Below are 13,932 nucleotides of genomic sequence, written 5' to 3' on the forward strand. Positions count from 1 at the left end.
GCCGGGCGCGGCGCGGCGGTCCACAAAGGAACGTCGATCACACCACCGCGCCGTTGTCTTCGCGCGACCGTGTCCGCGGCGTCTTCCTGAGGGGACGTCCGGCCCCGGGCCACCGCTTGTCGAGCAGGATCGTGACGGGACCGGCGGTGGCCACTGTGGACACTGTGCCCGCGACGAGACCGAGCAGGAGCGCGAGGGCGAAGTCCGCCAGCGACCCGTCCCCGAGGAACAGCAGCGCCCCGAGGACGAACAGCACCCCGATCCCGGTGTTGATCGTCCGGGGCAGCGTCTGGAGCACCGCCGTGCCGACGACGCGGGCGAACGGCTCTTCGCGGCGTTGCCCGCGCACTTCGCGGACCCGGTCGAAGACCACCACCGAGTCGTTGACCGAGTATCCGATCACCGTCAGCAACGCGGCGAGGAAGACGCCGTCCATGGATCTGCCCAGCCAGGCGAAGATCCCCAGGATGAGCAGGACGTCCTGGGCGAGCGCGGCCACCGTGGCCACCCCGAGCCGCCAATCGAACCGCACCGCCAGATAGATCAGCTGCGCCAGCACCGCGAGACAGAGCGCGATGACCGCCTTGGCGCGCAGTTCGGCGCCGAGGCTCGGGCCGATCCGCTCGTCGCGGATCTCGGTGGCGTCACCCGCGATCGACGCGACGGCGGTTCTGATCCGTTCGGTGGCGCCGTCGTCGATCGGTTCGGTGCGGACCGAGATGTCCTTCTCTCCGGACGTCTGCACGACGGCGCGAGGGAATCCGGCGTCGGAGACGGCCTCCCGCACCCGCTCGACGTCGGCGGGCGCCGAAGTGCTGTATTCGACGACCCTGCCGCCGGTGAACTCGACGCCGAGGTTCGGCCCGGCCACGAACAGCCCGGCGATCGCGGCGATGACGACCGCTCCCGCCACCATCAGCCAGCGCCGCGGCCTGGCGAGGAACCCGGGGTCGCGGCGGTTCACCCACTGGCGGATCCGGCCCTCGTGGGTGAGCCCGGAAAGCCGCGGTCTGCGCGCGACCAAGCCCCGCATCGTCAGGTGCAGCAGCAAGCGGGTGAACACGAGCGAAATGAACAACGCGACGACGACACCGATCGACAACGTCACCCCGAATCCGCGCACCGGGCCGGACGCCAGCCAGAACAGCAGTCCCGCGGCGAGCAGTGTCGTCACGTTCGAATCGACGATCGCCGACAACGCGCCGCTGAACCCGCGACTGACCGACCGCGGCAGTGCACCTCCCCGATCGACCGAGTGTTCCTCTCTCGCCCTTTCGAAGACGAGCACGGTGGCGTCGACGGCCATGCCGATCGCCAGGACGAATCCGGCGAGCCCCGGCAAGGTGAGCGTCGCGCCGGCGGCGAGCAGCGCGGCGTAGGAGACGGCGGCGTAGGTCACCAGCGCGCCCACGGCGATGAGCCCGGCCAGTCGGTACACCGCGAGCAGGAACAGCGCGGTCAGCGTCAGGCCGATCACGGCGGCACGCGCGCTCGCGTCGATGGCGGCGGCACCGAGCGTGGGTCCGACGGTGCGCTGCTCGATGATCTCGACCGGCGTCGGCAGCGCGCCGGCGTTGATCAGCAGCGCCAGATCCTTCGCCTCGGCCGGGGAGAACTGCCCGGTGATCTGCGTGCTCCCGCCGACGATCCCGACCCCGCAGGCGATCTGCGGGCTCACCTGCGGCGACGAGATCACCTTGTCGTCGAGCGCGATCGCCACCCGGCGGGCCGGGTCGCCGGGTGGCGAACAGGCGGCCTGCCCGGTCAGCCGCTCCCAGGCCCGGCCGGCCTCCCCCTTGAACGCGACGGAAACGAGCCAGCCGCCACCTTGGGAATCGATCGACGAAAGTGCTTCGTCGACACCTTCACCGGTCAGCGCGGCGGGTCCGAGCGTGATCGGACGGCCGCTCTCGTCGGGAAGGACCCGGGAGTCACCGGAGGCGGCACCGGTGCCGAGCACGGGGTGGAAGGACAGTTGCGCGGTGCGGCCGATCACTTCGACGGCTTCGCGCGGATCCCGTACTCCGGGCAGTTCGACGATGATCCGGTCGTCCCCCGAGCGGGCCAGCATGGGCTCGGCGACGCCCAGCGCGTCGACCCGGCGGCGCAGCACCTCGAGCGTCCGGTCGGTGGTTTCCGCGTCGGCGGTGACGGTGGGCGAATCCTTGGTCTCCAGCACGATCTGCGTCCCACCACGCAGATCGAGCCCCAGCCGAGGGGCGGTGGTCAGCAACAGGTACCCGGTCGCGGCGAGGACGACCAGCGAGACGACGGCTCGCCCGGTCATGCCTCGCCGCGCGGTTTCGCGCGGCACGAAGGTTTCTCCTCGATGAGTTCCCGGTTCGGGCACGCGGAAGACGCGCCCGTGTGCTTCAGACGGCTACCGGGACCGGAGGAGCGCGTTCCCCTGGCGCGAGGCGATCCGCTGTGCGCGGGGAACGGAGGACGTCGTCGTCGAGTCCGCCGAGGCGGAGCAACGTCGTCGACGCAGGACCGTGCGGGACGGTCCCGAAGAGCGGCAGGTCACCGTGACCGTGCACACCCAGCAGTGAAGGTTCGGCGGCGAGCCTGCCCGCGGCACGCACCGGCGCCACGGCCTTGGAGACCGAGGAGTCGACCGCCGCGTTCGCACGGCGCGACTCGTCCGCCGAAGCGGAATCGGCCGACTGGAGCGCGAGGAACAGCCCGAGCGCGGTCAGCACGGCGGCGAGCAGCGCCGGCACGGCCTGCCTGGCCGTCCGGTCCCTCCTGCTCTCCAGCCCCTGCGCTGTCATCGACACGCTCCCTGGTCCTCGCCGACACCCTACTGCTCGAACGCGCCCACCCCCACGCGCGTCTTCGACCTGAGTTCGTCGTCGGGGGTTCCTTCCGGTCGTGCCCGGCCGCTGGGGTCGGGCCGGGCACCGCGGCTCGGTCCGGACTCCCCGGCGCCGGCGGTGTCGCCTGGATGGACCTGTCGAGTGGCCCCGAAATCTCCGGACGGTGATGATTCGCGGGCCACCGTCCACAACGGACGAAAACGAAGAGGCTGGCGTTTTCACGCGAAAACTGCCATCGTCGAACACGTGATCGATCTTCCTTACCGTGGCTCCGGCCCTTATTGCTACGCCCACTCCCTCGCGATGATGCTGGGCTCCGACGCGCCGGAAATCGACGTGCTCGAAACCGTCACCGGCAGCCCGTTCGGCATGCAGCTGATCGGCGGATCGCTGCCGTTCTTCGACGCCTTCGGCTGGGATCCCGACCTCGGCATCGGTGAGGCTCTCGACGCCCTCGGCTGGAGCGCGGAAACAGTCAGCGAACCGGATCCGGACACCGCCTTCGCCCGGCTCGTCGAAAGCCTCGCCGCCGGCCCGGTCCTGATCGGACCGGTCGAGATGGGGCATCTGCGTCACCAGCCGGGGATGACCGGCCCGATCGGCGCCGACCACTTCCTGGTCGCGCTCGCCGTGGACGACGAGTCCGTCATCGCCCACGACCCGCAGGGATATCCGTACGCGCGAATCCCCCAGCGGGAGTTCGCCGCCGCTTGGCTGGCCGAAACCGTCGCCTACGGGAAACCGCATACGATGCGCACGAATTTCGTCCGGCACACCGTCGTCGACGACGAAGCCGCGATCGTCGCGTCGCTTCCCCGTGCCATCGGGCGGCTCGGTGGCGAAACCGCCGGTGGTCTGCCGCCCGGCAGTCTCGGCAACGGCGAAGCGGCACTCGCACTGGCCACCCGGATCGAGGCCGGTCGCGACCCGGACCTGCGCGGACCCCTCGTGCACTTCGCGATCCGCGTCGGCGCGCGGAGGCAGGCCGACGCGGCGGCGTGCCTGCGCCGGATCGGCCGCGAAGACGCCGCAGCCGTCCTCACCGCGCAGTCGCGAATGGTCGGTTCGCTGCAGTACGACCTCGTCACCGAAGACGACACGCGTGCCGCCGAGACACTTCGGAAGCTCGCCCCGACCTATGAAGAACTCAGGCGGACGCTGACGTCGTCCTGACGATCTCGCGGACGATCACCTCGGGTTCGGTCTTCGGGACGACGATCGAACAAGGACCGAGACCGGCGTGCCTGAGCGACGATGGGGGAACCGGGACACTCAACGTCCCGTATCCTTCACCGTCAGTCCTTCGAGCCGCTCCTCGGTCAGGACGGTCCGCGACGGCAGCCCCAGTTTGCGCAGCGCCCGTCCGATGTGGATTTCGACCGTCCGCGGCGAGAGGAACAGCCGCTCGCCGATCTCCCGGTTCGTGAGGGTCCGGGCGGCGAGCCGGGCGACCTCGAGTTCCCTCGGCGACAACGCTTCGCCGTAACCCTTGCGGCCGCGCCGGGGCATCTCCGGATCACAGCGGCGCAGGGACCGGCGGCAGCGGAGCGCGTCCACGGCGGCGCCGAGGCTCGCGTACGCCGTTTCCGCGGTGGTGAAGGAAGCGACGGCCCGCACCAGGTCTCCAGCTTCGGCGAAACATCCGGCAGCGAGTTCGTCGGCGTAGGCGGCGAAATACGGGAGGGGCAGCGCGTGATACGCCTGCGCGGCACCGAGCAGCAGCTCACCGGCGGGCAGCGTCTCGCCCCGCGCCCGGGTGAGCAGCCCCCGGCACAGCAGCGCGGACGCGTTCGCGACCGGGGCGTCCTTGCCGTCGATGCCTTGCCGGTATTCGCCGAGCAGCTCTCGCGCCTCGACGTGCTGCCCCAGCCCGAGCATGGTGCGCACGGCGAACGGCATCAGTTCGGCCGCCCACACCCAATTGTTCTTGCGGCGCACGGTTTCCAGCCCGTACTCGGCCAGCCGTAGCGCCGCATGGAGATCTTTGCCCGCCTGATGGACCGCGACGCGACCCGCGTAGGCCGACGCCTGCACCGGAACGCTGCCGGCGGATAGCGCGAACGCCGCGTCGAAGCTGCGCAGTGCCGCCGCCGGCCGGTGCTGCCCGTACTCGTACCAGCCGAGCACGAGCAGCGGCTCGGCCGCCAGCGAACTGTCCTTGTCGACCCGGGTCAGCATCGCCCGTGCCTTCTCCGCGACGCTCGCCCACTGCCCCATCGCGAGGTCCAGACGCAGTTCCGTGCCGTCGGCCAGCGCGTCGAGATAGGGCTGGTGATCGTCGCGGATCAGCCGTCGCGCGGTCGCGAGGTACGCCCGCGCGACCGGGTGATACCCGTTCCACGCCACCGCGTCGGCCAGGTTGATGTAGGTGCGGGCCACCTGGCGGCAGACCTCGGCCGACTCCGGCACGGGTGGCAGGTCGGCGATGTCCTGCCACACCCCGGGGTCGGCGATCTGCATCCGCGCGGAAAGCCGGTTGGCGGCGATCGCGGCGAGCACTCCCGCGTCGTGTTCCCCCTTGCTCACCTGCTCGGCCTCGGCGAGCCAGCGGAGGTTCTCCTCCACCGGCACGGTCCCGATATGCGGTAGCGCCAGGGTGACCAATCCCCTGGCGAGCAGCGCCTGCCGCCTGCCGAGGTCGGCCGCGCCCAGTTCGATTTCGAGCCTGCCCGCGTCGACCTTGCCCACCTGATTGATCAGCACCTGACCGAGATTGACCCGGATCTCGCCTCGCGCGGCCTTGCTCAGCGGCCATTCGCGCAAGATCTCCCGCAGCAGCCGGACCGTGTCCGCGTGGGCGATGCTGCGCGGAAGTTCCCTGCCGAGCCGGACAGCGAACGATTCGCGTGCGGCCCGCGGCAGCTCCGCGTCCCGCAAAGCCGCTTCGAGCAGACGGCCCGCTTCCTCCGTCCGGCCGTCTTCGATGGCATCGTCGACCGCGGTGCCGGTCCACTGTGTCCACCCGGCGAGGTCGCCCGCCAGCCGCGCGTGGCGGGCGACGAGCGACGCGAGCGGTTCGTCGTCCGCGGCGAGCCGCTCGGCGGCGCGTCCGTGCATCGCGCACCGATGAGGCCCGGGAAGCAAGGCGTAGACCGCTTCACCGATCAGCGGACTTCCCGGGACGTACCGGCCGCGGCCGAGATCGCACAGCAGTCCCGTTTCCACCGCTTCGGCGACCGCGCCGGAGATCTCCCCGCACGACGGCGCCGCGACCGCGCCGAGCTCCGCTTCCCCGGCAGGCGATCCCAGCACCGCGGCCGCGCGGACGACGTCCCGAGCGGCCGGGCCGATCGCCGCCAAGAGCCCGGCGACACGGCTTCGGACGGCCGGCGGCACGGTCGCCGGGAGCGCCTCACCGGAGCCTTGGACCAGAGCCGTCAGATCGACGGCGATCCCGGACGTCCGCCGATGCGCCGCCTTGGCGAACTCCGGGGCACAGCGGCCGAAGGACGCGTCCAGCAGCGTCCGCACCTGTACGGCACTGAACGCCCGCAAGGACAGCTGCGCGGCGGTGCCCGGCAGCGGCGGGAACCGCCGCGGTCCACCCGAAACCGCGCTGACCACCACGCTCAGCGACGGCGCCGGAGAAGCCGCGAGCCCGCGCAGGAATTCCCACGTGTCGTCGTCGGCGGCGTGGACGTCGTCGAGGACCAGGACCGCCGGACCGCACCCGGTCAGCACTTCGCGCACGGCCCGGAACTCCTGCTGCCGGACGGTGCCGTCGTCGGCGTTTTCGGGGAACGGCGGCAGCCACGCCGACCATTCGGGGATCAGCCGCCGCAGAACGCCGGTCACCGGGGAGAACCCCGCCGCGTGGGTGGCGGCCACGTCGCCGCTCCCCAGCAACGCGTCGACCAAGGGCGCCAGCCGGCACGGGCGGGTGAAGGGAACACACCGGGCGGACCAGACCACGCGCGCAGCGATCCCGGGGTGGGCGACCAGTTCTTCGAGCAGACGGCTCCGGCCCACACCCGGTTCACCCTCGACGACGGCGACCGACGGCGGGCGCGAGGCGACGCGCACCAGTTCGGCCAATTCGATGTCGCGGGCCACGAACACCGATGCCGCACCGCTCGTCGGCATGCTCGGGACCATACCGACCGGACACCCGCCGAAAGGCGGGAACACGAACAGTGACCACGGGCCGCACGCTTTCCGCTGGTCCACACCGCCGCAGTCACCAGCCTCCCGCGCCGTTAACTCGATCGGGTGACGAAGCCCCGCGGTGGCCCGATCCGCGCGGCGGTAATACGGACCCTTAGGTATTGCCGTGCGCCTTGCCACGAGTCCCACCAGAGGGTGAATCTCACTCTGTTCGCAGTGCCCCTCTGTCACTTCTTCACAGCGCAAGTCCCCGCTCGCGCCGGTCGGCCACCCAGACGGGTAGCCGAAGTCCCCACTTGTTCCGTCGGGTAGCCGCCCGCGCGTTCGTGTTCGACCATCCAGTTAGGAGTGTTCCGACGGTGAAAACCTCATTCAGGCGCGGGCTGGCCACGGCCTGCGCCGGTGTCGCCGCGATGGTCGCCTTGCAGGCGCCCGCCGCCGCGGCGCCCGCCGGCACGGCCGCCACCACGGTCCCGATCAAGATGCAGGCACAGGAGAAGAGCAACTGGTGCTGGGACGCCAGCGGCAACACCATCGCCGCCTGGTGGGGGCACAGCCTGACGCAGACGAAGTTCTGTCAGATCGCGCACGACGAGTCCGGCACGGACTGTGCGAACAACCAGGGCTACCTCAGTGACCAGCAGCGCGTGTTCCGCTGGCTGGGGTTCAGCAGTGTCGGCAGCTACAGCTCCTCCGGCCAGACGTTGAGCTTCGCCTCCGTCAAGGGGCAGGTCGACGCGCGGCAGCCGATCGGTACCCGGATCGGGTGGCGCAACGGCGGCGGCCACATGCACGTGCTCTACGGCTACGACAACACGAACGGCGCGACGACGGTCTACTACGGCGACCCGTGGGGCTCGAGCCCCCGCTACAACCAGATGAGTTACAACGCCTACCGGTCCAACAATTCGTTCACCTGGACCCACACCGTCTACGGGATCAAGGACTGAAACCATGAAGCGAACCTTCCTCGGCGCCACGATCCTCGCCCTCGGACTGTCACTGGCACTCGGCGGCCATGCCTCCGCCGCCGACGCCCCCGGCGGCGCGCCCACCGCCGCCGACCTCGCCGTGGTGTCCACTGTGGTCACCAGTGACGCGACCACCCAACGGCTCGCCAAGGCGGTGTTCCCCGGCGCCGCCAAGGCCGATACCGCCGTTGCGGCCAGGACCGCGAAGGCGGATCCGCGGACACCGGTGGCGGTCTACCAGCCGACCGCGGCGTTCATCGCCGGCACGTCCGCCGTGCCCGCCGAACTCGCCTACGTCGCCACACCCGCCACCCTCGGCAACGGTGACGCGGCGACCGTGTGGTCGCAGCGCGAGGGCTCGGGCTGGTCGGTCTACAACGTCGCCTCGGGTGACGTCGAAAAGCGCCTCGCGGCGCAGGTCAACAAGGGCTACCTCCTGAGCGAACCGCAGGCGGGCGCCTGGTATGCCGTCGACGGGGACACCGTGACCGTCCTCGACGGCTCCTCGGTCGCGAAGACCGGCGAGAAGATGACGCTCGCCGCCTATCGCGAGGCACTGCAGAGCCGCTACGCCGACAAGCTCCCCGGCTCGACCTACGACCGCACCGGCGCCGCCGGCGGTTACGGCGCCTCCCCGGTGAGCGACACCTCGGTGCCGTGGTGGCCCTACGCCCTCGGCGCGGTCTTCCTCGCCGCGGCGGGCGCGGCCGTCACGCTCCGGCTCCGCAGGCAGTGAGCGCGACGGGTGCCGGGACCGCGCGGAGTCCCGGCACCCGTCGTCCGCTAGGCGAAGGTGTAGTCCTCGAGCGGGAAACTCCCCGCCTCCTTGACGGCGTTCAGCGTGGAGGACGGACGGAGCAGGGTCGCCTCCCCGTGCGGGTTGAAGTAGTAGCTGTTCGCCGGGGCACAGTTCCCGAGAGCGAAGATCGAATTACCGAGGCGTTCGGTCATCCGGTCGAGGAACGCGTCGTTGGCCTCCTGCGTGACCTCGAACTCGGTGGCGCCGCGCCGCCGCATCGCGCCGAAGAGCCGGTCCATATGCCGCATCTGCGTCTCGATGGTGGTGAAATAGGACAGTCCCGAGTAGGAATACGGGCTGTTGAGCGAAACGAAGTTCGGGAACTTGGGGATCGCGACCCCCTCGTAGGCCTGGAACCGGTTCTCCCGCCACCACTTCCCGAGATTCCGGCCGTCGCGCCCGATGATCTCGATCGCCGGGAAGTTCGCCTCCCACAGATCGAATCCGGTGGCCAGCACCAGGACGTCGATCTCCCGCCGCCGGCCGTCGGTGGTCTCGATCCCGGTCTCGTCGATCTTCGCGATGGACGTCGTCTCCAGGTGTACGTGGTCCTTGGTGAACGCCGGGTAGTACTCGTTGGAGAACGTCGGACGCTTGCAGCCGAAGGAATAGCGCGGCGTCAGTTCCGCGCGCAGCCCCGGATCCCGCACCTGGCGGCGGAGATGCGCGTGGCACCACAGCTTGCCGAGCCGGTTCGCCATCGGCAGCTGCTTGTAGTGCAGGACACCGGAGACCATCATCAGTTCCAGCAGCGCGGTCCCGGTGAGCCGGGCGGCCCGCTGGGTGAACGGGAGGGCGGCGAAAGCGCGCCGGACGGCCTTGGGCACCGGGAAGTCCAATTTCGGGCTCACCCAGATCGGCGTCCGCTGGTACACGGTCAGTTCCCGGGCGATCTTCGCGAGCTCGGGAATCAACTGGACCGCCGTCGCACCGGTGCCGATCACCGCCACCCGCTTGCCCGCGAGGTCGTAGCCGTCGTCCCAGGCGGTGGTGTGGACGACCTTGCCGCCGAAGGTGTCGATCCCGGCGATGTCGGGTTTCTTCGGCTGGGAAAGGAACCCTGTCGCGGTGAGGAGGTACTTGGCGGTGACCGGCTCGCCCTCGGCGAGGGAGACCGTCCAGTGCGCGTTCGCCTCGTCCCAGACCGCGCCGGTGACCACCGCACCGAACCGCATGTATCGCCGCAGCCGGTACTCGTCCGCGACGTGTTCGGCGTACCGCTTGAGTTCCGCGCCCGGTGCGAAGAGGCGCGACCAGTGCGGGTTGGGCTCGAACGAATACGAGTAGGTGGCCGACGGGATGTCGACGGCCAGGCCGGGATAGCGGTTCACATGCCAGGTGCCGCCGAGGTCGGACTCGCGGTCGAGGATGAGCAGGTTGTCGTAGCCGAGACGGTTGAGCTGGATCGCCGCGCCCATCCCGCCGAAACCGGCCCCGACGACGACGGCGTCGTACTGCGCGTTCATGCGTTTTCCTCCCGGTGGATGTCCTGGTGGAGGCGGGCGCGGTAGCCGTCCCGCTCGGGTGAATCGGGGCGCAGGGCCCGGTCGTCCCGGATCAGCCGCCGGAAGGCGTTGAGCACCGGCTCGGGAGTGACGGCCGCGAGGGTGGCGAGCGCGCCGACGTAGCCGGGTACGGCGATCTCCGCGGCCCTGGTGCGGACGGAAGCCACGACGGCGTCGGCGATCCTGCCCGGCTTCACCTTCGGGATCGGCCGCATGTCGAGCCCGGACGCGAGGGCGGTGTCGACCGCCGACGGCAACACGGCGGAGACGCTCACGCCGTGCGGCGCGTACTCCAGCCGCGTCGCCGCGGTCAGCCCGACGACGGCGAACTTGCCGGCGTTGTAGATCGCCAGCCCTTTGACGGGGAACTTCCCGGCCAGCGACGCGACGTTGACGATGTGCCCGCGTCCGCGCTCCAGCATGCCGGGCAGGGCCAGCCGCATACCGTGGACGACGCCGAAGAAGTTCACCTCCATGGTCGCCCGGTTCAGGGCGTCGGAGAGGTCGAGGAAGCCGCCGTTGGGCATGATCCCCGCGTTGTTGACGAGCACCGCCAGCGGCCCGTTCGCCTGTTCGGCGTCATCGAGAAAAGCGGCGAAGGACGCCGGGTCGGCGACGTCGAGGTGATGCGCTGTCCCGCCGATGTCGGCGGCGGTGCGCTTCGCGGCTTCGCGGTCGAGATCGCCGATGGACACGCGCGCGCCGAGGGCGGCCATGCGTTCCGCGGTCGCCCGGCCGATGCCCCGGCCCGCGCCGGTGATCGCCACGTGTGCCCCGTGGAGGCCGAGCTCCGGGTACTTGCTCATGCGCGCACTCCCTCTCGTCCGAAGGCGCTGGCGACCAGACCGGGCGCCGTCCGCAACGCGGTGGTGAGCACGTGCTCCCGCCGCCGTCCGTCCATGAAGTTGGCGCCCATGGCGGCGAGATCGGCCCGTCCCGGTTCGATCCGGACCACCCGGACCCCGGCCGCGCGCAGCCGTCGCGTCTCGTCGTCCACGCGCCGGGTCATCACCGCCCGCAGCAGGCGTTCCAGCCTGGCCGGACCCCGTGCCGGAGCCCCGCCTTCGCTGCTCATCGGCGCGACGAGCACGACTTCGCCGACGTCGTGCCCCAGCAGGAGATCGGCCGACGTCGGGGAAACCGTCCCGCCATCGAGCAGCGGTCGTCCATCCACCGTGGACGGGGGGAACCAGCCGGGGATCGCCCACGAAGCGGCGATCGCCTCGCCGAGCCGGGCGGGCGGCGCGTGCGGGGAACCGAGCGCGACCCGCTCACCCGCCGGATCCGCGGCCACCAGCCAGGTCGCGGGATGCGGGACCCAGCCGCCGGGTGCCAGCGCGTCCCCGAGTTCGCGGAACCGGCCTGCGTCTCCACTGCCCCGAGGCAGAAGACCCGCGAGACCGGCGAGCGTGTCGACGTCCCGGCGCAGCGCGGCCCGGGCCAGCCCGGCCGCGGGCCAGCGCGGAGACGGCAGCGACGGGAACCGGTTCGGCACCCGCCGTACGTGCGCCGCGACGACGGCGTCTCCACCGGGAGCGCCTGCCACCGCGTCGAGGATCGCTTTCGCCGGGATGCCCGCCCCGAGCATCGCCGCCGCCTCGGCGCCCGCCGAAGTCCCGACCAGGAGGTCCGCCTCGCGGGGATCCCAGCCTGCCACGGCGTGCAACGCGTCGAGCACCGCTGCCGTCCAGGCGAACCCCAAGGTCCCACCGCAGCCGAGTACCAGCGCTCTCGCGGAATGACGTGTCATTTTCGGAACGGTATGTCATTCGAACGTGGTGGGCAATAAGCTGACGGAATGACGACGGAGACCCCGGTCAGCAGGGCCGCGCGGAAGAAGCAGGAACTACGGCGCGAGATCGTGGAGACCGCGTTCGACTGCTTCGCCGAACGCGGCTACCACGCGACGGGGATCGCCGACATCGCCGCCCGGCTGGGCATCGGGCACGGCACCTTCTACCGGTACTTCCAGAACAAGCGGGACATCGTCGACCACGTCATCACGGACCTGGTCGAGAAGGTGGTCGGCGCGCTGGCGGCGGACAACGCTCCGGACGCGGTCAACAGCCTCGCCGAGTATCGCAAGCAGAGCGCGCGGATCGGTGACGCGCTCGCCCGGATCTTCGGCGGCGATCCGCGGATGGCCCGCTTCCTCCTGCTCGAAGCGGCGGGCATCGACGCCGAGATGCGCGAACGGGTGCTGGACTTCCACGAGACCGCGGCCGAGCTGACCGCCGGCTACCTGCATCACGGTGTCCGCCTCGGCTATCTGCACGAGGATCTGGACGTCGACTGCACCGCCCGCGCGATCACCGGGATGATCCTCGCGTCCATCCTGGCCGAACTGCGCGACCCGTCACCGGAGCGGCAGGCCGCGATGAGCCGGGCGATCCGGCGGGTCATGTACGACGGGATCGCGGCACGTCAGTGACCGTCGCGCTTCCGCGGCGAGTGGCCCTCGGGCCGGCTCGGACGACCGAACAGGAGAAGGATGACCACGCTCCCCCGCCTCGACCACGCCGCCGCCGCCGACGGCACCCGGCTGGCCTACCAGTGGCACGGCACGGGCAGGCCGCTCGTGCTGCTGGCCGGGCAGGCGAACGACCACACGTGGTGGGACCGCACCCGTGGGGACTTCCCGAGCACGATCACCATGGACTACCGGGGCACCGGAGCCAGTGACGCACCCGATTCCGCTTACTCCACACCGGGCTTCGCGGACGACGTGCTCGCGGTCCTCGACGCGCTCGAGATCTCCGAAGTGGACGTCTACGGCACCTCGATGGGCGGCCGGGTCGCGCAGTGGGTCGCCGCGCGGTATCCCGGCCGGGTGCGGCGGCTCGTCCTGGGCTGCACCTCGCCGGGCGGCGCGCACGGTGTCGAGCGGTCGAACGACGTCCGGCTCGCGCTGGCCCGGCGGTCCTCCGTGGAGGCACGGGAAACGCTGGAGGATCTCATGTACACGCCGGCCTGGCGAGCGGCGAATCCCGGCCCGTACCGGGTGCTGGGCGCCCACGACATGCCGCCGCACGCGGTGCGCGGGCATCTCGTCGCGAGCAAGACCCACGACGCCTGGGACGTGCTGCCCGAGATCACCGCACCTACGCTGGTCCTCCACGGCGACGACGACCTGCTCGCGCCCGTGGCGAACGCGCCGTTGCTGACGGAACGGATTCCCGGCGCGCGAATGCACCTCTTCGCCGGCGCACGGCACGCCTACTTCGACGAGTGCCGCCCCGAATCGAGCGAGCTGGTGCGCGACTTCCTGAGCTAGACCGTTCCGGCCGGGTAGGTGTCCATCGCGGCGAAGGAGCACGTGGCCCGTGGTGACCGTCGCAGCCAGGGCGCGGCACGTGGGATCCCGCTTCGCGGGGAGCCGTGTTCTGGCGACGGATGCCTGGTTCGGGACGCTGTCGCGTTGGCAGCTCACCGGGAGACCCGGACCGTGGCCGGATTTCGGCGACGCGACAGGAGCGCGGTAAGCCGGACGTATCAAGGGTGCTGCACACGGCAGTGAAGCTGTGGTCCGAAGAGTGAGTCGTGGCCGCATTTCGGCAACGACTTGCCCGGTCTTGGGTTGCCGTCGCGTTGGCGGCACACGTCGAGGCCTGGTTCGTAGCCGAATCTCGGCAACGAGGCTGAACCGTCACAGCCAGACGCGCGGGGCGATTCGTGCTGGACATTCCGGCGCTCACCCGGGGCAGGCAGGGTCCGCGGAAGGACGTCGAACGGAT

At 70.8% G+C, this 13,932-nt stretch carries 11 protein-coding genes; 5 read left to right on the forward strand and 6 right to left on the reverse strand.

Annotated features, from left to right (window positions below):
- Window positions 1–37: 37 nt before the first annotated feature.
- Window positions 38–2,314, reverse strand: coding sequence for a protein translocase subunit SecD (gene secD, locus P3102_RS23370; protein WP_276361766.1), 2,277 nt, complete (start codon window positions 2,312–2,314; stop codon window positions 38–40).
- 58 nt (window positions 2,315–2,372) lie between these two features.
- On the reverse strand, window positions 2,373–2,774 hold the full coding sequence (locus tag P3102_RS23375) for a hypothetical protein (protein WP_276361767.1): 402 nt from the start codon (window positions 2,772–2,774) through the stop codon (window positions 2,373–2,375).
- A 291-nt stretch (window positions 2,775–3,065) separates the two neighbouring features.
- Here P3102_RS23375 and P3102_RS23380 point away from each other — a divergent pair, with 291 nt between their 5' ends.
- On the forward strand, window positions 3,066–3,992 hold the full coding sequence (locus tag P3102_RS23380) for a hypothetical protein (RefSeq protein ID WP_276361769.1): 927 nt from the start codon (window positions 3,066–3,068) through the stop codon (window positions 3,990–3,992).
- A 99-nt stretch (window positions 3,993–4,091) separates the two neighbouring features.
- On the opposite strand, the gene P3102_RS23385 is transcribed toward P3102_RS23380, so the two are convergent.
- A complete protein-coding gene (locus tag P3102_RS23385) occupies window positions 4,092–6,902 on the reverse strand; it encodes a LuxR family transcriptional regulator (protein ID WP_276361770.1) in 2,811 nt (936 codons plus the stop codon).
- Between the two features lie 380 nt (window positions 6,903–7,282).
- Between P3102_RS23385 and P3102_RS23390 the strand changes: the two genes are divergently transcribed.
- Together P3102_RS23390 and P3102_RS23395 are read left to right on the forward strand one after the other, a co-directional pair.
- Window positions 7,283–7,873, forward strand: coding sequence for a papain-like cysteine protease family protein (locus tag P3102_RS23390; RefSeq protein ID WP_276361772.1), 591 nt, complete (start codon window positions 7,283–7,285; stop codon window positions 7,871–7,873).
- A 4-nt stretch (window positions 7,874–7,877) separates the two neighbouring features.
- On the forward strand, window positions 7,878–8,630 hold the full coding sequence (locus tag P3102_RS23395; RefSeq protein WP_276361773.1) for a hypothetical protein: 753 nt from the start codon (window positions 7,878–7,880) through the stop codon (window positions 8,628–8,630).
- A gap of 47 nt (window positions 8,631–8,677) precedes the next feature.
- Here P3102_RS23395 and P3102_RS23400 read toward each other — a convergent pair whose 3' ends face one another.
- The 3 genes from P3102_RS23400 to P3102_RS23410 are packed head-to-tail and all read right to left on the reverse strand — an operon-like array spanning window position 8,678 to window position 11,948.
- A complete protein-coding gene (locus P3102_RS23400) occupies window positions 8,678–10,159 on the reverse strand; it encodes an NAD(P)/FAD-dependent oxidoreductase (protein WP_276361775.1) in 1,482 nt (493 codons plus the stop codon).
- Window positions 10,156–11,004 (reverse strand): SDR family oxidoreductase, encoded by an 849-nt coding sequence (locus P3102_RS23405; RefSeq protein ID WP_276361776.1) that lies wholly within the window; start codon window positions 11,002–11,004, stop codon window positions 10,156–10,158. The genes P3102_RS23400 and P3102_RS23405 overlap by 4 nt, the downstream gene beginning before the upstream one ends.
- Window positions 11,001–11,948, reverse strand: coding sequence for a patatin-like phospholipase family protein (locus P3102_RS23410; RefSeq protein WP_276361778.1), 948 nt, complete (start codon window positions 11,946–11,948; stop codon window positions 11,001–11,003). Before P3102_RS23410 ends, P3102_RS23405 begins: the two co-directional genes overlap by 4 nt.
- A 48-nt stretch (window positions 11,949–11,996) precedes the next feature.
- Here P3102_RS23410 and P3102_RS23415 point away from each other — a divergent pair, with 48 nt between their 5' ends.
- Both P3102_RS23415 and P3102_RS23420 read left to right on the forward strand, forming a co-directional pair.
- Entirely contained in the window at window positions 11,997–12,629 is a 633-nt protein-coding gene (locus P3102_RS23415; RefSeq protein ID WP_276361779.1) for a TetR/AcrR family transcriptional regulator, read from the forward strand.
- A gap of 60 nt (window positions 12,630–12,689) precedes the next feature.
- Window positions 12,690–13,472 carry an alpha/beta fold hydrolase gene (locus P3102_RS23420; protein WP_276361781.1) on the forward strand — a complete coding sequence of 261 codons (783 nt, stop codon included), beginning with the start codon at window positions 12,690–12,692 and terminating at the stop codon, window positions 13,470–13,472.
- The last annotated feature ends 460 nt before the right edge of the window (window positions 13,473–13,932 follow it).

The sequence above is a fragment of the Amycolatopsis sp. QT-25 genome (genome assembly GCF_029369745.1).
Lineage (GTDB): Bacteria > Actinomycetota > Actinomycetes > Mycobacteriales > Pseudonocardiaceae > Amycolatopsis.